Genomic DNA, 20,551 nt, shown 5'->3' with positions numbered 1-20,551 from the left:
TCAAATCAAGCGCACGCAGAGGAGGCTGGCAGCAGGGCTGTCCCGATTTCGGGCGCATCGGCGGCGGCTCGGGCTCTGCATCAGACGCATGGCCCGCTTTCGCCCGAGCGCGGCATCGGCCATCCTTTCAGCCTTGCGGGCTCGAAAGACATCGACTAGTGTCCGCGACCTCGAACGGCGGTTCCGCCGCCGATTGCGCGCCCGTAGCTCAACTGGATAGAGCACCAGACTACGAATCTGGGGGTTAGGAGTTCGAATCTCTTCGGGCGCGCCATTCACTCTCTCGAGGGCTCCCAACGCTCTCAAGAAGGCTGGTTCAAGGCCTTAGCTCCGTTGGGGCGTTTCTTCCCGTTTCGCAGATCGCGCCGAACGGCAGCATCCTCAGACGATCGCGCCGCAGCATCTCGAGACGTTCCTCTATGATCCCGTCCCACCGGCTTCGCGCGCGGCGAGGGACGACAAGCGCGAAGCCTTGTCCGCCGTGTGACGGCGGCCGCTCGCGCCAGAAGAAGCCATGACCGAAATCACGAAATTTTCCGAGCTGGCGCTCCGCGCGGAAATCCAGCAAGCGCTCGCCGCCCAGGGCTATGAAAGCCCGACGCCGATCCAGCGCCAGGCCATTCCGCACGCACTCGAGGGCCGCGACCTCCTGGGCATCGCCCAGACCGGCACCGGCAAGACCGCGGCCTTCACCTTGCCGATCCTCGAGCGGCTCAGCACGTCCGATCGCCGCCGGGCGCCGGGCACGGCCCGCACGCTGGTGCTGACGCCGACGCGCGAGCTCGCGATCCAGATCGGCGAGAGCGTCAAAGCCTATGGCGCCAACCTGAAGCTCACCCACACGGTCATCTTCGGCGGCGTCGGCCAGAAGCCGCAGACCGACGCAATGAAGCCGGGCGTCGATATCCTGGTCGCAACGCCGGGCCGCCTGCTCGATCTCATGAACCAGGGCTTCGTCCGGTTCGACAATCTCGAGGCCTTCGTGCTCGACGAGGCCGACCGCATGCTCGACATGGGCTTCATCCATGACGTGAAGCGCGTCATCGCCAAGCTGCCGGCGGAGCGCCAGACCTTCTTCTTCTCCGCGACCATGCCGGGCGAGGTGGCGCAGCTTGCCCAGCGGCTCCTCAAGGATCCGGTGCGCGTCGAGGTGACGCCGGTCGCGACCACGGCCGAGAAGATCGCCCAGGGCGTGATCTTCTGCGAGACGAAGGAAAAGCGGCAGCTCCTGGCCGACGTCCTGGCCGACCCGGCCCTGAGCCGCGTCATCATCTTCACCCGCACCAAGCACGGCGCCAACAAGGTGACCGAGTTCCTGGGCAAGGCCGGCATCACCGCCGCCGCCATCCACGGCAACAAGTCGCAGTCTGCCCGCCAGGCGGCACTCGAGGGTTTCCGCGCCGGGAAGCTACGCGCGCTCGTCGCAACCGACATCGCGGCGCGCGGTATCGATATCGACGGCATCACCCATGTCGTCAATTTCGAGCTGCCGAACATTCCCGAGAGCTACGTCCACCGCATCGGCCGCACCGCGCGTGCGGGGGCCGAGGGCAGCGCCATCTCGTTCTGCGACGGCGAGGAGCGGGCCTATCTGCGCGACATCGAGCGGCTGACCCGGCAGCCGGTCGAGGTCCTGCCGCGCCCGCCGGCGACGGCGCCGGTCGTGATCCAGGCCAATTTCGACCAGCGGCCGCCACGCCCGCAGCAGAGCCGCGGACCGCGCCCCCAGCGCAACGGCGAACGCCGGGAGCAAGGCCGGGACCAGGGCCAGCGCCAGGCGACGGGTCAGGGTCAGGAAAAAGTGCCGGCGCCGCGCGCGGCCCATCCCCACGGCCGCCCCGCCCCAGGCAAGCCCGACCCGCATCGGGCAAACCCGCACAAACCGGCACACGGCAAGCCCGCCCACGGCCAACATCAGGGCCAGCGTCAAGGCCAGCACCACGCCCCGGTCCGCGCGGAGTCGCGGCCGGCGGGTGCCTCGCGCGGCCTGGGCTCGTTCGGCGACCTGGTCGCGGGCCTCGGCGCCCGCTCGGCACCTGAGGAACAGGACGCCCCGCGCGAGGCGCAGCACCGCGAGCAGCGCCGCCGCCGCTAAGGTGCCGCGAAAGCCGGCCCGCTACAGCAGCTTCATCTGCCGCGGGTCGGCGTCCGGCGCCTCCGCCCCTTCGAGCGCCAGCAGGAACAGCTTGGTCTCGGCGCCGCCCTGGCCGCTGTAGCCGCCGAGCGAGCCGCCGGCCGCCAGGATGCGGTGGCACGGAATGATGATCGGGATGGGGTTGGTGCCGCAGGCGCCGCCGACCGCCCGGGCCGGTACGTCGAGTTCGGCCGCGACCGAGCCATAGGTGCGCGTGGCACCCGCCGGAATACGGCACATGGCGCCCCAGACCGCCTGCTGGAACGGCGAGCCGTCCGGCCGCAGCGGCAGATCGAAATCCTTAAGCCGCTTGTCGAAATAGGCCGCGAGCTGGCGCGCCGCCTCGGCGAGGAGCGGCGTCGGCGGTGTCGTCGCGGGCGGCATACTCCCACCCCGGCCGCGCCAGCGCAGCCGGACAATCGCCCCCGCGACCTCGGTTACGGTCAGCGGTCCGAGCGGGCTCGACACGGTCACGCTCAGCGCCTCGGCTTCGGCCGGGGCTTCGGGGGCAAAACTCCAATCCATCATTGTGAAATCCGCCGGTGTCCCTGAGGCCACGATCGAGCGGGCCAGTTTAGCGCAGGGCGCCACGGCGCCGCTGGGGAATCTCGCTTCGGTGTCCGAATTCCGCCACGTCCGACGATGCACAGATGCAACAGCGGGCATGCCACTTTTTTGACGTTGCCAAAATGTGAATATCGATTATTGACATGCATTCTGTGTGGAATTATATCCGAACCACAGCGCCGATTTGAGCATCAGCTTGCGGGCGCTTAACAAATGCGGCTAAAGCGGGACGCCCTTCAGAGACGCCCCGACGGTTGCGGTATTAGTTCGATCGGACGGGCATCATGGATCTGGACCTTGCGGCACGCCAGCGCGCGGTAACGCTCAATCGTCAGTATCAGGGCGTCGACGGCGAAGAATTCCTCCGCGCCATCATCGAAGACGAATTTCCCGGACGGGTCGCGATCGTGTCGTCCTTCGGCACGGAATCAGCACTGCTGCTGGCGCTCGCGGCCCGCGTCCGGCAGGACATCCCGATCATCTTCCTCGACACCGGCCATCATTTCCCCGAGACGCTCGCCTATCGCGACCTGGTGCAGCGTCGGTTGGGCCTGACGGGCCTCCGGACGGTCAAGGCCGCCGACGCGACGCTCGCCGACCGCGACCCGGACGCGGAGCTCTGGCAGTTCGACACGGACGCCTGCTGCAGCCTGCGCAAGGTCGAGCCGCTGCAGCATGCGATCCGCGAGTTCGACGTGTTGATCTCCGGCCGCAAGCATTATCACGGCGCGCTGCGCCAGTTCATCTCGCGCGCCGAGGCGGTCGACGGGTTGATCAAGGTCGACCCGATTGCCGACTGGTCGCCCGAACGGGTCGAGGAGGCCTTCGAAGCGCTCGATCTGCCGCGCCACCCGCTGATTGCGCGCGGCTATCGCTCGGTCGGTTGCCGGCCTTGCACGATCCCGGCGGGGGACGCGGCGGACCCGCGCGCCGGCCGCTGGGCCGGCCAGGTCAGGACCGAATGCGGCATCCATCGCGCCGGGCGCCTGCAGCCCGCGCAGCCGGCTGAGACCGACGCCCTGTCCGTCGCGTCCTAACGCCATCTACTCCTTGGTGCCATGCCGCCCGGCGCCGTCGCGGAAACGCGCGGCACCGGCCTGGGTTTCGCCGGCATCGAGGCTCTGACGCCCATGGGCGATCTCGTTGCGCGTGGCGGCGTCGAGATCGAGATCCCATTGCTCCAGCACCGACAATCGGTCATGGCGCAGGCAGGTCTGCGGCAGGGCCGCGAGCTCCCGCGCCAACGCCAGCGCCGCCGCGAGCGCCTGGCCCGGGTCAGCCAGCCGGTTGGCGAGCCCGATGGCATGGGCCTCGTCGGCCGCCACCGCCCGCCCGGTCAGGATCAGGTCCATGGCGCGGCTCTGGCCGATGAGACGCGGCAGGCGCACCGTGCCGAGGTCGATGAGCGGCGCGCCGAAGCGCCGGCAGAACACGCCCAGTACAGCATCGCGCGCGACGACGCGCAGATCGCACCACAGCGCCAGTTCCAGCCCGCCCGCGACCGCATGGCCTTCGATCGCGGCGATGACCGGCTTGCCGAGCCGGAGCCGGGTCGGGCCCATCGGGCCGTCGCCCTCCGGCTTAACATCGTTCAGATCCCCCTCGGCGATCGCCTTCAGGTCCGCCCCGGCACAGAACGTCTCGCCGGCGCCGGTCAGGATCGCGACCGACAGGTCCGGATCGGCATCGAAGCGTCGGAACGCCTCCGTCAGCAGCGCCGCCGTCGCCCGGTCGACCGCGTTGCGCCGCGCCGGCCGGTCGATCGTCACGATCGCGACCGGGCCGTCCGTCTCGAAGCGGATGGTCATGATCGTAACCCCCTCAGGTCAGTGGGTCGCGTCGTCGGCGACGGCGATGTCGTCCGTGCGGCCGGCCGCCGTCTCGATGGCGAGGGTCAGGCCGGCGACGACCGTCTCGACCGCCATCGACGGTTGCCCCGGGTGACGCGCCACCTGTTCCGGCAGGAACGGGATATGGATGAAGCCGGCGCGCATCCGCGGAAACTCGGTCGCGACCAGATGCATGGCGCCGTAGAACACATGGTTGCACACGAAGGTGCCGGCGGTGTTCGAGACCTTGGCCGGGATGCCGGCATCGCCGAGCGCCCGGACCATGGCCTTCAGGGGCAGGTTGGTGAAATAGGCCGCCGGTCCGCCCGGCACGATCGGCTGGTCGATCGGCGACTGGCCGCCATTGTCGGGGATGCGTGCATCATCGAGGTTGATCGCGACGCGCTCGATCGAGATCTCGGTTCGGCCGCCGGCCTGCCCGACGGCGATCAGCAGATCCGGCCGGAGCGTGCGTACCGCATCGCCCAGCACGTCGAGCGATCGATGGAACACGGTCGGCAGCGGCCGGCGCTCGATCGCGTGCGGGCCGAGGGTGGCCGACAGCCGCTTCAGCGCCTCCAGCGCCGGATTGACCGGCTCGCCGCCGAAGGGATCGAAACCGGTCACCAGTATGCGCATCGCCCGCCTCCCTCATTTTTCCGTACGGAATCATACGAATGTCAGGGGGCGACCGACAGGGGTTTGAGGAAGCTCAGGCGCAGCGCCACCAGCAGGGCCGCGACCTGCAGCAGCGTGAGCAGGTTGGCGACGCCGGTCCAGCCGCCTTGGGACCAGACGACGCCGCCGTAGGACCCGACCAGCGCCGACCCGGTGTAGTAGAAGAACAGGTAAAGCGACGACGCCTGGGCCTTGGACGTCATGGCGCGCCGGCTGATCCAGCTGGACGCGATCGAATGGCCGCCGAAGAAGCCGAAGGTGACGGTGGCGATGCCGAGCACGATCACCGCCAGCGAATGGGACCGGGTGAGCTCGACACCAGCCAGCAGGATCAGCACGGCGATCCACAGCATGCGCCGGCGGCCGTACCGGTCGGCCAGGCCGCCGATCCAGGCCGAGGCCCAGATGCCGACCAGATAAACGGTGAACAGGCTGCCGGTCACGGTCTGGCTCAAGTTGAACGGCGGCGCCATCAGGCGGAAGCCCACGTAATTGTAGAGCGTCACGAAGCTGCCCATCAGCAGGAACGCCGCGGCGAACAGCCAGGGCAGGCCCTTGATCGCGAAGGGCTCACCCAGGCCCGTGACGAGGCGCCAGGGATGAAACGAACGCGGTATGAAATGGCGCGATTCCGGCAGGCTGCGCCAGAACGCGACCGCGGCGACAAGGCCGGCGCCACCCAGCACCAGCAAAGCCACGCGCCAGGAGGCATAGTCCGTCAAGGCGCCGGTCACGACCCGGCCGACCATGCCGCCGAAGCCGCTGCCGCCGATGAACAGGCCCATGGCGAGCCCGACCGAGCGCGGGTCGATCTCCTCGCCCAGATAGGCCATGGCGATCGACGGCACGCCGCTCAAGGCGACGCCCATCAAGAGGCGAAGCACCATAAGCTGCGTGAAGTCGCCGACGAAGGCGGCGCCAAGCGTCAGCAGCGCCGAGAGCGTCATCGACAGGCACATGATGCGCTTGCGCCCAATCGCGTCGGACAGCGCGCCGGCGAACAGCATCATGACCGCGAGCGCGCCGGTCGTAAGCGAGATGGTGAGGCTGCTCGTCGCCGGGCTGACGTGGAATTCCTGAGCGAACACCGGCATCAGCGGCTGCACGCCATAGAGCAGCGCGAAGATCGAGAAACCCGCCAGGAACAGGGCAAGGTTGGTCCGGCGGAACTGCGCCGTGCCGCCGAGGATGCGCGTGGATACCCCGTCGGCGAGCGGGAGGGTGGACATGGGACGAGCTTTCTGCGAACCGCCCGCACAACCGGGCGTACACCAAAGGTAGGCAGGCCGTCCTTCGGTGTCTAATATATCGATTCATGTTTTTCGATAGGGATCAGATATCAGTCGATGGACCTGCGGCACCTGCGCTATTTCGTAGCCGTCGCGGACGAGCTGCATTTCGGCCGCGCCGCCGAGCGGTTGGGCATCCAGCAACCACCCTTGAGCCAGCAGATCCAGGCGCTGGAGAAGGAGCTGGGCGCGCGGCTCTTCGAGCGCGGCTCGCGCAAGGTGGCGCTGACCCCGATCGGCGCGCTGTTCCTCGTCGAGGCGCGCGCGACGCTGGCGCAGGCCGAGCGCGCGGTCGCGGTCGTCCGCCGGGCGCGCGACGGCGAGATCGGCGAGATCCGCCTGGGCTTCACCGCTTCCTCGCCCTTTACCCCGGTCATGCCGCAGGTGATCTATGCCTTCCGCCGGCGCTTTCCCGAGGTGCATCTGAAGCTGGTCGGCATGACGACGCGCGAGCAGCTGGCCGCCCTCGCCGCCCGCCAGCTCGACCTCGCCTTCGTCCGCTCGCCCTTCGCGCCGATCCCGCCCGAAGTCGCGGCACTCACCGTCGTCGCCGACCGGCTGATGCTGGTGTGCCGCACCGAGCATCCGCTGGCAGCACTGCCGGTCGTGCCGGTCGCCGCCATCGCCAACGAGCCCTTCATCATGTTCGAGCGCGACGCCGGCACCGGGCTTTGGGACCAGGTCGTCGCGATCTGCGCCGACCACGGCTTCAGCCCGACCGTGGCCCAGGAGGCGCGCGAGGCGCCGACGCTCATCGGCCTGGTCGCGGCCGGCCTCGGCATCACCATCCTGCCCGACTCGCTGAGGCGCGTCCAAGTCGAGGGCGTCGTCTATCGTCCGCTCGACACGCCGCTCGCCGCCAGCACCGTGCTGCTCGCCCACCGCCGTGACGAGACAGCCGGCGCCGTCCGCGCCTTCATCCGACTAGTCGAGGAGACGGTGGCTGATTAATCGGCTCACGCCCCTGGCGGCTGCATGCCGCGCGCCTCAAGCACCGGCGCGGCGTTCGGGCCGGCGAACACGGCGAGGAGTGCCCGGGCGGCACCCGGCTCCGCCGCGCTTTGGCTCACGCCGGCGCCATAGACCGTGTAGTTCTGGATCTCGCGCGGCAGCGGGCCGACCAAGTCGACGCCGGGGTAGTTCGCCAACTCGCTGATCTGCTGCAGGGCGACCTCGGCCTTGCCGTTCACGACCTGGTCGGCGACGAGCCCGCCGTTGACCAGCACGGTCCGGCGCCGGAGCTTTCGGGTCAGGCCCATCCGTTCGATGAGGCCGCTCACATAGATGCCGCTCGAGCCGCCGGCCTTGGGATCGATATAGGCGATCGACTTCGCCTTGATCAGCATGTGCTTGAACGCGTCGACGCTGCCGACGTCCGGATGCGGCGCGCCGGTCCTGACCGCGACGCCGATGCCGACCTTGGCGAGGTCCGTAGCACTGTCGGACAAGAGCTTGCCCTCGGTCACCAGGTCGCCGACCGCCTGGGTCGTCAGCACGACCAGGTCGAACGGCTGGCCACCCTCGATCTTGCGGATGATGCCGCCGGCCGTATCGCTCTCGACCACGACCTTGTTGCCGCTCGCCGCCTCATATTGCGGGATGAGCGCCTGCGCCACCTGGCGATAGGCGCCGGTGGTCAGGAGATGGACATCGTTGGCCGCCGCCGGCCACGCCGCCACCATCGCCGCCGCGACCAGGACAGCGCCCCACATACTGCGCCCCTGTACATTGGGCATGGCGATCCTCTCAGTGGTAGCCCGTGTGCGCCTTGACCTTGCCGCGGAACACCCAATAGGACCAGCCGGTGTAGAGCAGGATCACCGGCAGCAGGAACAAGGTACCGACCAGCAGGAACGCCTGGGTGCTCTCCGAGGATGCCGCCTCCCACAGCGAATAGCGATGCGGCACGATGTTCGGCCACAGGCTGACGGCGAGCCCGATATAGGCCGTGAGGAACAGGCCGATCGAATAGACGAACGGCATCGCTTCGCGCCGCCCGCTGCCGAAGCTCGTCCAGGCCGCCGCCGCCAGGACCAGGCTCGCGAGCGGCACCGGCGCCAGGAAGACGATGTTCGGCCAGGAGAACCAGCGCTCGGCGATATCGGCCTCGGCGTAAGGGGTCCAGAGGCTGACCGCCGCGATCGCCAGCATCACCAGGATCAAGGCCCGCCGGCCCTGGCGGCGCGCCCAGTCCTGCAGCTCGCCCTCGGTCTTAAGCACGAGCCAGCCAGCGCCCAAGAGGCAATAGCCCGCCATGAGCGCGACGCCGGTCAGGATCGAGAACGGCGTCACCCAGTCGAACGAGCCGCCGACGAAGTGCCGCCCGTCGATCTCGAAGCCCTGGATGAAGGCTCCCAGCACCGTGCCCTGGGCAAAGGTCGCGACGGCCGAGCCGTAGCAGAAGGCATGGTCCCAGAAGCCGCGGTGCGCCTTGTCGCGGAAGCGGAACTCGAAGGCGACGCCGCGGAAGATGAGCGCCAGCAGCATCAGCAGCACCGGGAAATAGAGCGCCGGGATGATGATGGCGAAGGCAAGCGGGAAGGCTGCGAGCAATGCCAGCCCGCCCAGGATCAGCCAGGTCTCGTTGCCGTCCCAGATCGGCGCGATCGAGTTCATGATGATGCCGCGGTAGTCCGAGTGGCGCTGCAGCCCGTAGAGCATGCCGACGCCCAGGTCGAAACCGTCCAGCAGCACGTAGAAGAACACGCCCAGGCCCAGGATCACTGTCCAGATCCCGACCAGATCGAGAACCGGCCCGTTCATGGCTGCCATCCGTGTGGGGGCTGGGACGGCAGGGCGTGGACCGGCAGCGCCGGGCGGCCGCTTTCCACCTCGACCTCCACCTCTGGATCATCATCGAGCGGCCCGTGGCGCACGATGCGCAGCATGAAGCCGAGGCCGGTCGGATAGACCAGCAGATAGATCGCCATGTAGAGCAGGAGCGACAGCAGCACGTCGAAGCCGGTCAAGGACGGCGAAACCGAGTCCGCCGTGCGCATCAGGCCATAAACCGTCCAGGGTTGCCGGCCAACCTCGGTCGTGGTCCAGCCGGCCAGCACGGCGATGAAGCCCAGCGGCAGGGCCAATTGCAGGCCCTTCAGGTACCAGGCCGTGTCATAGAGCCGGCCGCGCCAGCGCAGGAGCCAGCCGACGCCGACGATCGCCAGCATCAGCAGGCCGATACCGACCATGATGCGGAAGGCGAAATAGACGACGATGACCGGCGGCCGCTGGTCGGGCGGAAAGTCTTTCAAGCCTTTGACGGCGCCGTCCCAGCTGTGGGTGAGATAGAGGCTGCCGAGCTTGGGCACGGCGATCTCGAGATCGTTCTTCTCCGCCTTCTGGTCGGGGATGCCGAAGAGCGAGGCCGGCACGCCGTTGCCGCCGTCCCACAGGCCCTCCATGGCGGCGAGCTTGGCCGGCTGGTGTTCGAGCGTATTGAGGCCATGCAGGTCGCCCAGCACGATCTGCAGCGGCACGAAGATGGTGAGGAAGCCCAGCGCCATGCGCAGCATGAGCCGACCCTCCTCGACGAACTTGGCCGAACGGATCGTATAGGCGCCGATCGCCAGCACGACGAAGGCGGTCGTGACGTAGAAGCCGCTCACCGTATGGGCAAGGCGATAGGGGAAGGAGGCGGAGAAGACGATGGCGGTCCAGTCGGCCGGCAGGAAGCGGCCGTCGACCATCGTGTAGCCGCCCGGGGTCTGCATCCAGCTGTTCACCGCGAGGATCCAGAAGGACGACAGCAGGGTCCCGAACCCGACCATGAAGGCAGCGATGAAATGCGCCCAGGGCGGCACAAGCTTGCGGCCGAACAGCAGCACGCCCAGGAACGCCGCCTCGAGGAAGAAGGCGGTCAGGCCTTCATAGGCGAACAGCGGCCCGACCACGTTCGAGGTGGCGTCGGCGAAGCGGCTCCAGTTCGTGCCGAACTGGAACGGCATGACGATGCCCGAGACCACGCCCATGCCGAACGAGACCGCGAAGATGCGGATCCAGAATTTCGAGACGCGCAGATAGATCGGCTTGCCGGTCCAGACATGCAGCCCTTCCAGCATGGTGATGTAGGAGGCGATGCCGACCGTGAAGGCGGGCAGCAGAATGTGCCAGGCAACCACCCAGACGAACTGGATACGCGACAGGACGACGGGATCGAGACTCATGCAATGTCTCCTCTCGGAAGCGCCCTCGGCGTGGCGGCGGGACGTCCTCGACGCGCGATCCTAGTGGGATCGGCCCCCGGCGCAACCGACCGTCGCCGGGCCAGATTGTCGCATCAAGTGTTTGTCATGAAAACCATTTTTCAAGAACGACGCGCTTCAGGCGCGACCCCCGGCCGCACGAAACTGCTCGAGCCAATTGCTGCGCGCCGTCCGCTCGTCCCAGGGCTCGAGCGGGCCGTCCCACAGCCGCCCGCGATAGCCGCCGCCGACGAGCTTGCGCGCCTCGGCCTCCGACCAGCCGGCGAGCCGGACCGCTTCGCTCACCGCCGCGATCGTATCGGCGCGTTTCACCTGGCGGCGCCAGTCCTCGGGCACGGTCGTGCCGAAGCCCAGCGCCAGGCACAGCGCCACCTCGAGGCGATGTTCGAGCTCGCGATAGGGCTGGCCCAGCACCGCTTTGACCGGCGTCACCACGTCGCCATAGACGGCCTCGGGCAGGTCGTGGGCAAGTGCCCAGCGCCTGGCACCGAGCGGGGCCGCCGGCCAGACCATCTCGACCAGCACGCGCTCGACCACGCAGCAATGATGTGCCACGTTGAATCCCACCTCGCCCACGGTCTGGCCGCACCAGCGATTGACCCGGCTGATGCCGATCAGGAGGTCGGTGATCTCGAGATCGATCGAGCTCGGGTCGAGTAGATGCAGCCGGCGTCCCGACAGCATGCGCTGAAACGTCCGCGGCGCTTCCGCGTGGGTCGGCACCCGCGCCTCATGCTTCGCCGCCTTGCCTTCCACAGTACCGCACTCCCATACCCGATCCGGCCGGCATCATGGCGATGCGGCCGGATCGGAGCAAGCGGGGCGGGGATGCGGGTGGGTCAGTGACCGCCGAGGATCAGGCTGGAGCCGGCGCCGAGCGCACCGTTGATCGCCATGCCCTCGGCAACGCCGCCCAGCTGGCTCAAGGCCGAGGGATGTCGCGCAGGCCGGGAGATCGCGTTGTTATGCTCGGCGAAATCCTTGGAATTGAAGTAGCTGTCGCGCTCGGCCGCGGGCACGTAACTCAGATCGACGCCGCCCTGCGCCCCGGCCAAGCCTTCGTTGCGCGCAGCCGCGGCGGAACCGGGCGGCGCCAGCGACAAGGCCCCGCCCTGCTGCAGGCCCACGAGCGGCGCGCCCTTGCCGGGCGTGGTGGTGGATGGCGCGGTGGGGGACGGCGCCGAAAGCGTGGTCCCCGGCTGCAGCACGGTCGAATTGCCGGGCAGCTCGTCGGCCAGCGCCGGGGCCAGCGCCGGAGCGGCGCACGCGAGCAGAACGAATGCCAAAGACCACCGGCTCATCATCATGGATCAGCCCCCGAAGCAGCACTCCGACAAATATAGGTTCGGGCCGCGCCTATTTCCAATTGCACGACGGCCCGGGCCAGAGCCCCCCGCACCCTTCCACCGTCAAGCCCCGGGGATGACGGGCGGACTTAATCCTCACCCGCCGACGCCGGTCCAGTACAACACCGCATGCAGGACGAGCCCGACCAGGCCGCCGACGAGGGTACCGTTCAGGCGGATGAACTGCAGGTCGCGGCCGACCTCGAGCTCGAGCCGTTCGCCGACCTCGCGGAAGTCCCAGCGACGGACCACGTCGGATATGAGCGCGGCCACCTGATGGCGGAAGCGGCCGGTCAGTCCCGCCGCGAGCCGCGCCACCGCCCGGTCGACGCGTGCCTTCAGTTCCACATCGTCGCGCAGCGAGCGCGCCAGATGGCCGAGCGCCCGATCGGCCTGGTTCACCAGTGGCGAGGGCGCGCCGTTCACGGGCTCGGCCAGGTGCCGCTTCAGCTCGCGCCACAGCGTCGCCACGAACTGTTCCGGCGCCAGAAGGCGGAGCGCGTCGTGCTTCAATGCCTCGGCACGGGCGCGGAACGCCGGGTCGGTCGCGAGGCGGCCGACGAAATCGCGCACCGCCCGGTCGAACCGGTGCCGCAGCTCATGGTCGGGGGTGCCTGCAACCTCGCCGATCAGGTCGATCGCGCCGTCGACGAAGCGCTTCACGATATAGCCGTCGACGAAGCGCGGCGTGAATGAGGATTGCTCGCTGAACCTGGCCAGGATGAGCACGCGGTTGCGGTCGAGCCAGCCGGCGACCAAGGCCAGCGCCTGGTCGAGCAGCACCTGATGGCGACGGTCCTCGGTCAGGAAATCGAGTACTGCGCCGGCGATCCGGCCCAAGTCGATCTCGCCCAGGCGGCGGGTGACGGCGCCACCGATCAGCCGCTCGATCTCGGCATCGTCCAGCGCCGCGAGCAGGCTCGGCAAGGCCTCCCCGAGCCGCGCCGCCACACCACGGCGATTAACCGGCAGCGACAGCCAGCGGGCGCCGCGCCCGACCGGATCGAGCTCGGCGAGCTTGCCCGCGACATTCTCCGGGGTCAGGAAATGCTGCTCGATGAAGCGGCCGAGCTCGGCACCGATCCGGTCCTTGTTGCGCGGGATGAGGGCCGTATGGGGGATCGGCAGCCCGAGCGGCCGGCGGAACAGGGCTACGACCGCAAACCAGTCGGCGACGGCGCCGACCGTCGCCGCCTCGGCAAAGGCTGCGAGCCAGTCGAGCGCCGGCCAGCGCGCCCGGAAGGCGAGGGCCAAGGCGAGCAGGCCCAGCATGAGGATGAGGAGCCCGGTCGCAATCGAGCGCATGCGGCTGAGGCGCCGCCGCTTGTCCCGGAGCCGGGGGTCGAGATCGATCATGCCCAACGAGAATTCATGCCAGGTGAACACTCATCCCGGCAGGATCATGACCAGGCTGACGGCGATGAGCGCGGGCTTCGCCTCACCCTCGATCTCGACCTGGTTTTCGGTCGTGACGAGCCAGCGGCCGGGGCTCTTCTCCTCGATCGCGAGGAGCGTGATGCGGTTGCGCACACGGGCGCCGGCACGAACCGGCGTCACGAAGCGGACCTTGTCGAGCCCGTAGTTGAAGGCGGTAGCACCCGCGAACGCGTCGGCCAGCACCTGGTACGCCGTCGGCGCCAGCAGCGAGAGCGTCAGGAAGCCGTGCGCGACCGTGGTGCCGAACGGGCCGGCGGCGGCACGCGCCCGATCGACATGGATCCATTGATGGTCGTCCGTCGCCTCCGCGAACCGGTCGATCCGGTCCTGCTCGACCGCCAGCCACGGCGAGACGCCCAGTTCCTGCCCGATCCGGTCGCCCAGCTTCGCCATGTCCATGCGTACGCTCCTCTTGCAACCCGTATCCATTCGGACTCAGGCAATCAAGTGGCTGGTCGCGCTCGAAAAAGAAAGAGGGGATGGGATTTCGCCCACCCCCTCCAGATCGTAATGCGTCGGGCGTCGGCGCCTAATCGGCCGCCGCCTCCCCGCGCGCCTGCAGCTTCTCGAACTCCGGCCGGTGACCGAGCAGCAGCACGATGACGCCGGCGGAGAAGGCGCAGGCGGCGAGGAACCAGATGCCGCCGGCATAGCCGCCGGTCTGATCCTTGAGCCAGCCGACGATCAGCGGGCCGACATAGCCGGAGAGATTGCCGATCGAATTGACGAGCGCGATACCGCCGGCCGCCGCCGTGCCGGTGAGGAACGCGGTCGGCAGCGTCCAGAACACCGGCAGCATGGCGAAGATGCCGAGGGCGGCGACGCAGAGCGCCGCCACGGCCGCGGCCGGATCGCTCAGGAACGGCACCAGGGCGAGGCCGAGAGCCGCGACGAAGGCCGGAATCGCCGTGTGGAGCTTGCGCTCGCCGCTCCGGTCGGAGCGCCGGACCCACAGCACCATGCCGACGGCACCCACCGCATAGGGAATGGCGAGCGCCCCCACATTGGCGAGCGGCGAGAGGTGCATGGGGCCCAGGATCTGCGGCAGCCAGAAGCCCATGCCGTAGAGGGCGGCCACGTCGCCGAAATAGACGAGCGACAGCAGCAGCACGCGCGGATTGGTCAGCGCCTCGCGCAGGCCGAACTTTTTCACCGCCTCGCGACGCCGGCGCTCCGCCTCGAGCGTAGCGTCGAGCCACGCGCGCTCGTCCGCCGCGAGCCAGGCCGCATGCCGGGGCTTGTCGGTGAGGAAACCCAGCACGACGAAGGCGAGGAGGACCGATGGTGCCGCCTCGATCAGGAACAGCCATTGCCAGCCGGCAAGGCCGGCGGCGCCGTCCATGCTCAGCACCCATTGCGACACGGGCGCGCCGATGACGCTCGACACCGGGATCGCAACCATGAACCAGCCGACGATGCGCGCCCGGTAGGCCGCCGGGAACCAGTAAGTGAGATAGAGGATGATGCCGGGGAAGAAACCGGCCTCGGCCACGCCCAGAAGGAAGCGGATGACGTAGAAGCTCGTTTCGCCTTGGATGAAGGCGGTGGCACCCGAGATCAGGCCCCAGGTCAGCATGATGCGCGCGATCCAGCGCCGGGCGCCGAATTTATCGAGCAGGATGTTGCTCGGCACCTCGAACAGGAAATAGCCGATGAAGAAGATGCCGGCGCCGAAGCCGAACACGGTCGCCGAGAAGGCGAAATGCTTGCTGACGGCAGCACCGGCGAAGCCGAGATTCACGCGGTCGAGGAAGGATACGAAGTAGCAAACGATCAGGAACGGAATGATCCGCCAGGTCACCTTGGCGATCGTGCGTTTCTCCAGCGTCTCGTCCATAAAGGCAGCCTCCAACCCCAAGATGCGGCAGGGGCGGGTTCGGCCCGCCTCCCGTAGGGTCGCCAGCCTGCGGCGAGAGCGCACCCGCGCGCAAGGGCTAAACGGTTGGGCGCCGCCTTCAGGACGGCAGCAAGGCCAAGGATCGATCGCTTAGGGGTCGATCGCCGTGGCGCAGGCGTCGGTGGGCGCTGCCGCGGCATGGCCCACGATCGGCACGATGTCGAGCACGGCCGAAGTGATCCGGCAGGGTGCTGCAGCCGCACCGCAGCCGGCGAGCGACACAGCGGCGAGCAGCAGGGCGAGGAGCCGAAAGCGGATCATGGCGACCAATCCCACGAAGCGGTGACGGCTAAAGAACAACGGGCGGAGCATAATCGCTCCGCCCGTCGCCCAGGCACGCGAGAGGGTATGCAGAAAGGCGTCAGGACGCCTTGGTCAGCTGATAGTCCTCCGGCTGGGTCTGATCGCTGCCGTGGCCGAGCCCGAGCACGCCGAACAGGGCGGACGCGACCACGCTGACGACGATATTCACGGCCCCGGCGATGACACCGATATAGACCGGGTAGGTCGCGCCGCCGATCACCAGCGGATAGACCGGCTTGAGGCCGGTCAGCGAGGCGAGCCAGGTGCCGAGCACCATGCCGACCGCCCAGCCCAGGAGCAGGGCCTGGGGCCGGAGCCGCGCCTTGTAGAGCCCGAGCACGATCGCCGGGAAGGTCTGCAGGATCCACACGCCGCCCAGGAGCTGCAGATCGATCGCGAACTGCGTGGGCAGGGCCACGATGAAGACCAGCGCGCCGAACTTCACGATCAGCGACACGAGCTTCGCCGATGCGGCCTCGGCCTGGGGCGTGATGTTCGGGTTGACGAAGGTGCGCCAGACGTTGCGGGTGAACAGGTTGGCGGCGCCGATCGACATGATCGCCGCCGGGACGAGCGCACCGATCGCGATCGCGGCAAAGCTGAAGCCCACGAACCAGTCCGGGAAGATCTTGAGGAACAGGGCCGGCACGATCTGCGTCGGCGATTTGACCGTGATCCCGGCCGCGATGCCCATGTAGCCCAGCATGGCGATGAGCCCCAGGAGCACCGTATAGGCCGGCAGCAGCATGGCGTTCTTGCGCACCACGTCGCCCGACGAGGACGACAGCACGCCGGTCATGGTGTGCGGGTACATGAAGGCGGCGAAGGCCGAGCCCAAGGCCAGGGTCGCGAACGGCACGAACTGGCCCGGCGCCAGGATGAGCCCGCCCGAGCCCTTGGCCTGGAACGCCTTGTCGGCCGCATCGAACACGGCGCCGTAGCCGCCCAATTGCAGCGGGATGATCGCGATCGCGGCGATGACCACGATGTAGATCATCACGTCCTTGACGAAGGCGATCATGGCCGGTGCGCGCAGGCCCGAGGCGTAGGTGTAGACCGCCAGGATGACGAAGGCGATGATCAGCGGCAGCTCGCCCCAGATGCCCTCGCCGCCCAAGCCCAGCGCGCCGATTACGACCTGCATGCCGACGAGCTGCAGCGCGATATAGGGCATGGTCGCGAGCAGGCCGGTCAAGGCGACCGCAAGCGCCAGCCACGCGCTGCCGTAGCGGCCGTGGATGAAGTCGGCGCCGGTCACGTATTGATGCCTTTGGCACACCGCCCAGAGTCGCGGCATGACCAGGAACACGAGCGGATAGACGATGATCGTGTAGGGCAGCGCGAAGAAGCCGTAGGCGCCGACCGCATAGACGAGCGCCGGCACGGCGATGACCGTATAGGCAGTGTAGAAGTCGCCGCCGACCAGGAACCAGGTGATGATCGTGCCGAAGCGCCGGCCGCCCAGGCCCCATTCATGGAGTTGCGAGAGATCGCCGGCCTTCCAGCGGGCGGCGACGAAGCCCAGGACCGTAACCAGCGCGAAGAACAGGATGAAGACGACGAGTGCCGTCCAATTGATCTGATCGGTGCTCATTTCACCTTCCTATAGACGAGGTAGATGAGCAGCGACGTCAGCGGCACCCACGCGAACTGATACCAGTAGAAGAACGGGAACCCGCCGATGGCCGGTTCCTTCGCGTTGTAGAACGGCAACCACAGCAGCGCGATATAGGGCAGGAGCAGACCCCATACCCACGGCGCGCTGGATTTGTCGGGCTTTTCCCCCATGATCTTTTTTCTCCGGTGCTTGTTCCCGTGCGGCGGTGCGCGGACGCTAGCATGGGAAAAGCATCGGATCGAGATAGGAATTTCGCTTGGGGCAGCCGTCCGTTCAGTGCGAGACCATGCGGGCGAGCCAGCTTACCATCAGCTCCGCCGTCGCCTCGTTGCAGGCCATCGGGATGTTGTAGAGCGTCGAGAGCCGCACCAGCGCCTTGACGTCGACGTCGTGCGGCATCGGCGTCAGGGGATCCGCCATGAAGATCACGGCGTCGACCGAACCATCGGCGATCATGGCGCCGATCTGCTGGTCGCCGCCCAGGGGCCCGCTCTTGACGAGCTGGATGTCGAGCCCGGGTGAGGCCGCCTTGATCTGGCTGCCGGTCGTGCCGGTCGCCACCATCTGGTGGAGCGCGAACACGGCCTCGTGCTTCTTGACCCAGGCGACGAACGCCGGCTTCAGCCGGTCATGGGCGATCAGCGCGATTTTCAAGCGAGCCTCCGGTTTCGGGTGCGCCGCCCGGTCGCCCGGGCGGCACCCCACTCAATCAGAGCCCGAAGGATTTGACCAGCACGCCGGCGGCACCGGCACCGATCACCGGCGCGATGACCGGCAGCAGCGCATAGCCCCAGTCGGACCGGCCCTTGCCGGCGATCGGCAACAGCGCGTGGGCAAGCCTTGGCCCGAGATCGCGTGCCGGATTGATCGCATAGCCGGTGGTGCCGCCGAGCGAGAGGCCGATGCCCCAGACGAGGACGCCGACCAGGTAGGGCCCGACGCCGGGCGGCAGCCCGCCGGCGGCAATATGCTTGGAGAAGATCGCCGCCGCGACGAACACCAGGACGAAGGTGCCGATGATCTCGCTCACCGCGTTCGAGGGCAGGTTGCGGATCGCAGGCGCGGTGCAGAAGCAGGCAAGCTTCAGCCCCTCGTCCTTGGTCCGGCTCCAATGCGGCAGGTACTGCAGCCAGACGAGCGTCGCTCCCAGGAAGGCACCCAGGAACTGCGCCGGGATGTAGGTTGCGCACTTGCTCCAGTCACCGGTCGACACCGCGACACCGATCGTCACCGCGGGATTGAGATGGCCGTCGCTGCCGAGCGCCAGCGCCGTGAAGACGCCGGCCAGCACCGCGAAAGCCCAGCCGGCGGTAATCACGATCCAGCCGGAATTCTGCCCTTTTGAATCCTGGAGCAGAACGCAGGCGACGACACCGTTGCCGAGCAGAATCAGGATCATGGTCCCGAACATTTCGCCCATGAAGGCCGAATGCATGTTTTCCCTCCCTGATACCCGCCCCGGATCGAGCCGGGTTCGCGGGGTTGCATGTGCTGCGGGGAAGGTCGTGGGACCTCAGTCGATCCAGTCGAACGAGCGGCGCACCGCCTTCTGCCACGAGGCGTAGAGCCGGCCGCGCCGGCCCTCATCCATGGCCGGAGCCCAAGTCTTGTCGACGCCCCAGTTGCGCTTCAGGTCGTCCTCGCCCTGCCAGTAGCCGGTCGCGAGCCCAGCCGCGTAGGCTGCCCCCAGCGCTGTCGTCTCCGTCACCTTCGGCCGGACCACCGGCACGTCGAGGATGTCGGCCTGGAACTGCATGAGCAGCTCGTTCACCACCATGCCGCCGTCGGAACGCAGTTCGCGGATGGCGATGCCCGAGTCCTTCTCCATGGCGTCGAGCACGTCGCGCGTCTGGTAGGCCGTCGCCTCGAGCGCCGCCCGCGCCAGATGCCCGCGGCCGGCAAAGCGCGTCAGGCCGGCGACGACGCCGCGCGCGCTTTCCTTCCAATAGGGCGCATAAAGGCCCGAGAAGGCTGGGACGAAATAGACGTCGCCATTGTCCTCGACCGAGGCGGCGAGGCTCTCGATCTCGCCGCTCGAGTGGATGAGGCCCAGATTGTCGCGCAGCCACTGCACCAGCGCGCCGGTAATGGCGATCGAGCCCTCGAGCGCGTAGCGCACCGGCTGGTCGCCGAACTTGTAGCCGACGGTCGTGACCAGGCCGCAGGTCGACGGCACCAGCTTCTCGCCGGTGTTCATCAGGAGGAAGCAGCCGGTGCCATAGGTGTTCTTGGCCTCGCCCGGGGCAAAGCAGGTCTGGCCGACGAGGGCGGCCTGCTGGTCGCCCAGGATGCCCGCGACCGGCACGCCCTCGAGCTCGCCATGGGCCTGGCCGTAGACCTCGCTCGAAGACCGGATTTGCGGCAGGCAGGCGCGCGGAATGTCGAACGTGTCGAGCATGCCCTTGTCCCAGTCGAGCGTCGCCAGATCCATGAGCTGGGTGCGGCTCGCGTTGGTCACGTCCGTCACGTGCAGCCCGCCGTTCCGGCCGCCCGTCATGTTCCACAGGATCCAGGTGTCGATATTGCCGAAGAGGGCGTCGCCGGCCGCCGCCTTCTCGCGCGCACCCTCGACGTTTTGCAACAGCCAACGGAGCTTGAGCCCGCTGAAATAGCTGGCGAGCGGCAGGCCGGTCTTCGCCCGGAAGCGGTCCTGGCCGCCCTCGCGGGTGAAACCCGCCACCATCTGGTCGACGCGCGTGTCCTGCCAGACCAGCGCATTGTGCAGCGGCTGCCCGGTCCGGCGGTCCCACAGGACCGTCGTCTCGCGCTGGTTCGTGATGCCGACCGCCTTGAGGTCGGCCGGCCGGATGTCCGCCTTGATCAGCGCCTCGGCCATGACCTCGCGCGTGTTGCGCCAGATCTCCAGCGGATCATGCTCGACCCAGCCGGGCTTCGGATAGATCTGCTGGTGCTCCTTCTGCGCCACGGCGACGATCTGGCCCTGGCGATCGAAGATGATGAACCGGGTGCTGGTCGTGCCCTGATCGAGCGCGCCGACGAATCGTGACATCACATCCTCCCTTCCGCTTTTTTGCTTCGATCGGCCCTACCGCAATCGACATGGGCTGCGGCAGGCTCGGCTTCGCCGAGTCCGGTCGATCGATATTCGAAAACGAACAACCGGTTCAGCGATACGTGCCGTGCCTCGACGACACAACAAGCCGATCCGCCGTTCGCTTCAATTTAGAATTATTCGAGATTTGGCTGTTCCCGGCCATTCCGCACCGCCCTTCCGGGCTCGACATCGG

At 68.0% G+C, this 20,551-nt stretch carries 21 protein-coding genes and 1 tRNA gene; 4 read left to right on the top strand and 18 right to left on the bottom strand.

Annotation, left to right across the window (positions count from 1 at the left end; all coding sequences use genetic code 11):
- Positions 1-197: 197 nt before the first annotated feature.
- Both IEY58_RS22745 and IEY58_RS22740 read left to right on the top strand, forming a co-directional pair.
- A tRNA-Arg gene (locus IEY58_RS22745) sits at positions 198-274 on the top strand.
- A 240-nt stretch (positions 275-514) separates the two neighbouring features.
- Positions 515-2,095 (top strand): DEAD/DEAH box helicase, encoded by a 1,581-nt coding sequence (locus IEY58_RS22740; RefSeq protein WP_229743885.1) that lies wholly within the window; start codon positions 515-517, stop codon positions 2,093-2,095.
- 21 nt (positions 2,096-2,116) lie between these two features.
- Here IEY58_RS22740 and IEY58_RS22735 read toward each other — a convergent pair whose 3' ends face one another.
- Positions 2,117-2,662: a methylated-DNA--[protein]-cysteine S-methyltransferase gene (locus tag IEY58_RS22735; protein ID WP_407648427.1), complete on the bottom strand. Its 546-nt coding sequence runs from the start codon at positions 2,660-2,662 to the stop codon at positions 2,117-2,119.
- A gap of 323 nt (positions 2,663-2,985) precedes the next feature.
- Between IEY58_RS22735 and IEY58_RS22730 the strand changes: the two genes are divergently transcribed.
- Positions 2,986-3,738 carry a phosphoadenylyl-sulfate reductase gene (locus tag IEY58_RS22730; protein ID WP_189050045.1) on the top strand — a complete coding sequence of 251 codons (753 nt, stop codon included), beginning with the start codon at positions 2,986-2,988 and terminating at the stop codon, positions 3,736-3,738.
- Positions 3,739-3,744: 6 nt separating this feature from the next.
- On the opposite strand, the gene IEY58_RS22725 is transcribed toward IEY58_RS22730, so the two are convergent.
- Genes IEY58_RS22725 through IEY58_RS22715 form a run of 3 tightly spaced genes read right to left on the bottom strand, consistent with a single transcriptional unit; the run spans position 3,745 to position 6,437 of the window.
- Positions 3,745-4,509: a crotonase/enoyl-CoA hydratase family protein gene (locus tag IEY58_RS22725; protein ID WP_189050043.1), complete on the bottom strand. Its 765-nt coding sequence runs from the start codon at positions 4,507-4,509 to the stop codon at positions 3,745-3,747.
- A gap of 18 nt (positions 4,510-4,527) precedes the next feature.
- Complete coding sequence (pcp, locus tag IEY58_RS22720) at positions 4,528-5,169, bottom strand: pyroglutamyl-peptidase I (protein WP_189050041.1); 642 nt, start codon at positions 5,167-5,169, stop codon at positions 4,528-4,530.
- Between the two features lie 41 nt (positions 5,170-5,210).
- Positions 5,211-6,437: an MFS transporter gene (locus tag IEY58_RS22715; RefSeq protein ID WP_189050039.1), complete on the bottom strand. Its 1,227-nt coding sequence runs from the start codon at positions 6,435-6,437 to the stop codon at positions 5,211-5,213.
- A gap of 117 nt (positions 6,438-6,554) precedes the next feature.
- Here IEY58_RS22715 and IEY58_RS22710 point away from each other — a divergent pair, with 117 nt between their 5' ends.
- Entirely contained in the window at positions 6,555-7,448 is an 894-nt protein-coding gene (locus IEY58_RS22710) for a LysR family transcriptional regulator (protein WP_189050037.1), read from the top strand.
- Positions 7,449-7,453: 5 nt separating this feature from the next.
- Here the strand turns inward: IEY58_RS22710 and IEY58_RS22705 are convergent, their stop codons facing one another.
- From IEY58_RS22705 to glpK, 14 genes are all read right to left on the bottom strand, one after another.
- Positions 7,454-8,209 carry a substrate-binding domain-containing protein gene (locus IEY58_RS22705; RefSeq protein WP_189050035.1) on the bottom strand — a complete coding sequence of 252 codons (756 nt, stop codon included), beginning with the start codon at positions 8,207-8,209 and terminating at the stop codon, positions 7,454-7,456.
- A 34-nt stretch (positions 8,210-8,243) separates the two neighbouring features.
- Positions 8,244-9,260: a cytochrome d ubiquinol oxidase subunit II gene (gene cydB / locus IEY58_RS22700; RefSeq protein WP_189050034.1), complete on the bottom strand. Its 1,017-nt coding sequence runs from the start codon at positions 9,258-9,260 to the stop codon at positions 8,244-8,246.
- Complete coding sequence (locus tag IEY58_RS22695; protein ID WP_189050033.1) at positions 9,257-10,663, bottom strand: cytochrome ubiquinol oxidase subunit I; 1,407 nt, start codon at positions 10,661-10,663, stop codon at positions 9,257-9,259. Before IEY58_RS22695 ends, cydB begins: the two co-directional genes overlap by 4 nt.
- Before the next feature lie 156 nt (positions 10,664-10,819).
- On the bottom strand, positions 10,820-11,458 hold the full coding sequence (locus IEY58_RS22690; RefSeq protein ID WP_189050032.1) for an HD domain-containing protein: 639 nt from the start codon (positions 11,456-11,458) through the stop codon (positions 10,820-10,822).
- 83 nt (positions 11,459-11,541) lie between these two features.
- Positions 11,542-12,009 carry a hypothetical protein gene (locus tag IEY58_RS22685; protein ID WP_189050031.1) on the bottom strand — a complete coding sequence of 156 codons (468 nt, stop codon included), beginning with the start codon at positions 12,007-12,009 and terminating at the stop codon, positions 11,542-11,544.
- A 135-nt stretch (positions 12,010-12,144) separates the two neighbouring features.
- Positions 12,145-13,404: a DUF445 domain-containing protein gene (locus IEY58_RS22680; protein ID WP_189050030.1), complete on the bottom strand. Its 1,260-nt coding sequence runs from the start codon at positions 13,402-13,404 to the stop codon at positions 12,145-12,147.
- 30 nt (positions 13,405-13,434) lie between these two features.
- Entirely contained in the window at positions 13,435-13,884 is a 450-nt protein-coding gene (locus IEY58_RS22675) for a MaoC family dehydratase (RefSeq protein WP_229743884.1), read from the bottom strand.
- Between the two features lie 130 nt (positions 13,885-14,014).
- Positions 14,015-15,322 (bottom strand): MFS transporter, encoded by a 1,308-nt coding sequence (locus tag IEY58_RS22670; RefSeq protein WP_189050029.1) that lies wholly within the window; start codon positions 15,320-15,322, stop codon positions 14,015-14,017.
- Between the two features lie 150 nt (positions 15,323-15,472).
- A complete protein-coding gene (locus IEY58_RS22665; RefSeq protein WP_189050028.1) occupies positions 15,473-15,643 on the bottom strand; it encodes a DUF6726 family protein in 171 nt (56 codons plus the stop codon).
- Between the two features lie 100 nt (positions 15,644-15,743).
- Positions 15,744-17,279: a monocarboxylate uptake permease MctP gene (gene mctP, locus IEY58_RS22660; RefSeq protein WP_189050027.1), complete on the bottom strand. Its 1,536-nt coding sequence runs from the start codon at positions 17,277-17,279 to the stop codon at positions 15,744-15,746.
- Positions 17,276-17,473: a DUF3311 domain-containing protein gene (locus IEY58_RS22655; RefSeq protein ID WP_189050026.1), complete on the bottom strand. Its 198-nt coding sequence runs from the start codon at positions 17,471-17,473 to the stop codon at positions 17,276-17,278. Before IEY58_RS22655 ends, mctP begins: the two co-directional genes overlap by 4 nt.
- Before the next feature lie 103 nt (positions 17,474-17,576).
- Positions 17,577-17,957 (bottom strand): methylglyoxal synthase, encoded by a 381-nt coding sequence (locus IEY58_RS22650; protein WP_229743883.1) that lies wholly within the window; start codon positions 17,955-17,957, stop codon positions 17,577-17,579.
- A gap of 55 nt (positions 17,958-18,012) precedes the next feature.
- Positions 18,013-18,738 (bottom strand): MIP/aquaporin family protein, encoded by a 726-nt coding sequence (locus tag IEY58_RS22645; protein WP_189050024.1) that lies wholly within the window; start codon positions 18,736-18,738, stop codon positions 18,013-18,015.
- 78 nt (positions 18,739-18,816) lie between these two features.
- Positions 18,817-20,313 carry a glycerol kinase GlpK gene (gene glpK / locus IEY58_RS22640; RefSeq protein ID WP_189050023.1) on the bottom strand — a complete coding sequence of 499 codons (1,497 nt, stop codon included), beginning with the start codon at positions 20,311-20,313 and terminating at the stop codon, positions 18,817-18,819.
- Positions 20,314-20,551 lie beyond the last annotated feature (238 nt).

Source organism: Aliidongia dinghuensis (genome assembly GCF_014643535.1).
Classification (GTDB): domain Bacteria; phylum Pseudomonadota; class Alphaproteobacteria; order ATCC43930; family CGMCC-115725; genus Aliidongia; species Aliidongia dinghuensis.
The sequence above is the reverse complement of the archived record's forward strand: the minus strand, read 5'-3'. Positions and strand labels throughout refer to the sequence as shown.

Excerpts from the sequence above, each read along its gene's own strand:
- IEY58_RS22740 (WP_229743885.1), top strand. The coding sequence starts at position 515 with ATGACCGAAATCACGAAATTTTCCGAGCTGGCGCTCCGCGCGGAAATC.
- IEY58_RS22735 (WP_407648427.1), bottom strand. The coding sequence starts at position 2,662 with ATGATGGATTGGAGTTTTGCCCCCGAAGCCCCGGCCGAAGCCGAGGCG.
- IEY58_RS22730 (WP_189050045.1), top strand. The coding sequence starts at position 2,986 with ATGGATCTGGACCTTGCGGCACGCCAGCGCGCGGTAACGCTCAATCGT.
- IEY58_RS22725 (WP_189050043.1), bottom strand. The coding sequence starts at position 4,509 with ATGACCATCCGCTTCGAGACGGACGGCCCGGTCGCGATCGTGACGATC.
- pcp (WP_189050041.1), bottom strand. The coding sequence starts at position 5,169 with ATGCGCATACTGGTGACCGGTTTCGATCCCTTCGGCGGCGAGCCGGTC.
- IEY58_RS22715 (WP_189050039.1), bottom strand. The coding sequence starts at position 6,437 with ATGTCCACCCTCCCGCTCGCCGACGGGGTATCCACGCGCATCCTCGGC.
- IEY58_RS22710 (WP_189050037.1), top strand. The coding sequence starts at position 6,555 with ATGGACCTGCGGCACCTGCGCTATTTCGTAGCCGTCGCGGACGAGCTG.
- IEY58_RS22705 (WP_189050035.1), bottom strand. The coding sequence starts at position 8,209 with ATGTGGGGCGCTGTCCTGGTCGCGGCGGCGATGGTGGCGGCGTGGCCG.
- cydB (WP_189050034.1), bottom strand. The coding sequence starts at position 9,260 with ATGAACGGGCCGGTTCTCGATCTGGTCGGGATCTGGACAGTGATCCTG.
- IEY58_RS22695 (WP_189050033.1), bottom strand. The coding sequence starts at position 10,663 with ATGAGTCTCGATCCCGTCGTCCTGTCGCGTATCCAGTTCGTCTGGGTG.
- IEY58_RS22685 (WP_189050031.1), bottom strand. The coding sequence starts at position 12,009 with ATGATGATGAGCCGGTGGTCTTTGGCATTCGTTCTGCTCGCGTGCGCC.
- IEY58_RS22680 (WP_189050030.1), bottom strand. The coding sequence starts at position 13,404 with ATGATCGATCTCGACCCCCGGCTCCGGGACAAGCGGCGGCGCCTCAGC.
- IEY58_RS22675 (WP_229743884.1), bottom strand. The coding sequence starts at position 13,884 with ATGGACATGGCGAAGCTGGGCGACCGGATCGGGCAGGAACTGGGCGTC.
- IEY58_RS22670 (WP_189050029.1), bottom strand. The coding sequence starts at position 15,322 with ATGGACGAGACGCTGGAGAAACGCACGATCGCCAAGGTGACCTGGCGG.
- IEY58_RS22665 (WP_189050028.1), bottom strand. The coding sequence starts at position 15,643 with ATGATCCGCTTTCGGCTCCTCGCCCTGCTGCTCGCCGCTGTGTCGCTC.
- mctP (WP_189050027.1), bottom strand. The coding sequence starts at position 17,279 with ATGAGCACCGATCAGATCAATTGGACGGCACTCGTCGTCTTCATCCTG.
- IEY58_RS22655 (WP_189050026.1), bottom strand. The coding sequence starts at position 17,473 with ATGGGGGAAAAGCCCGACAAATCCAGCGCGCCGTGGGTATGGGGTCTG.
- IEY58_RS22645 (WP_189050024.1), bottom strand. The coding sequence starts at position 18,738 with ATGCATTCGGCCTTCATGGGCGAAATGTTCGGGACCATGATCCTGATT.
- glpK (WP_189050023.1), bottom strand. The coding sequence starts at position 20,313 with ATGTCACGATTCGTCGGCGCGCTCGATCAGGGCACGACCAGCACCCGG.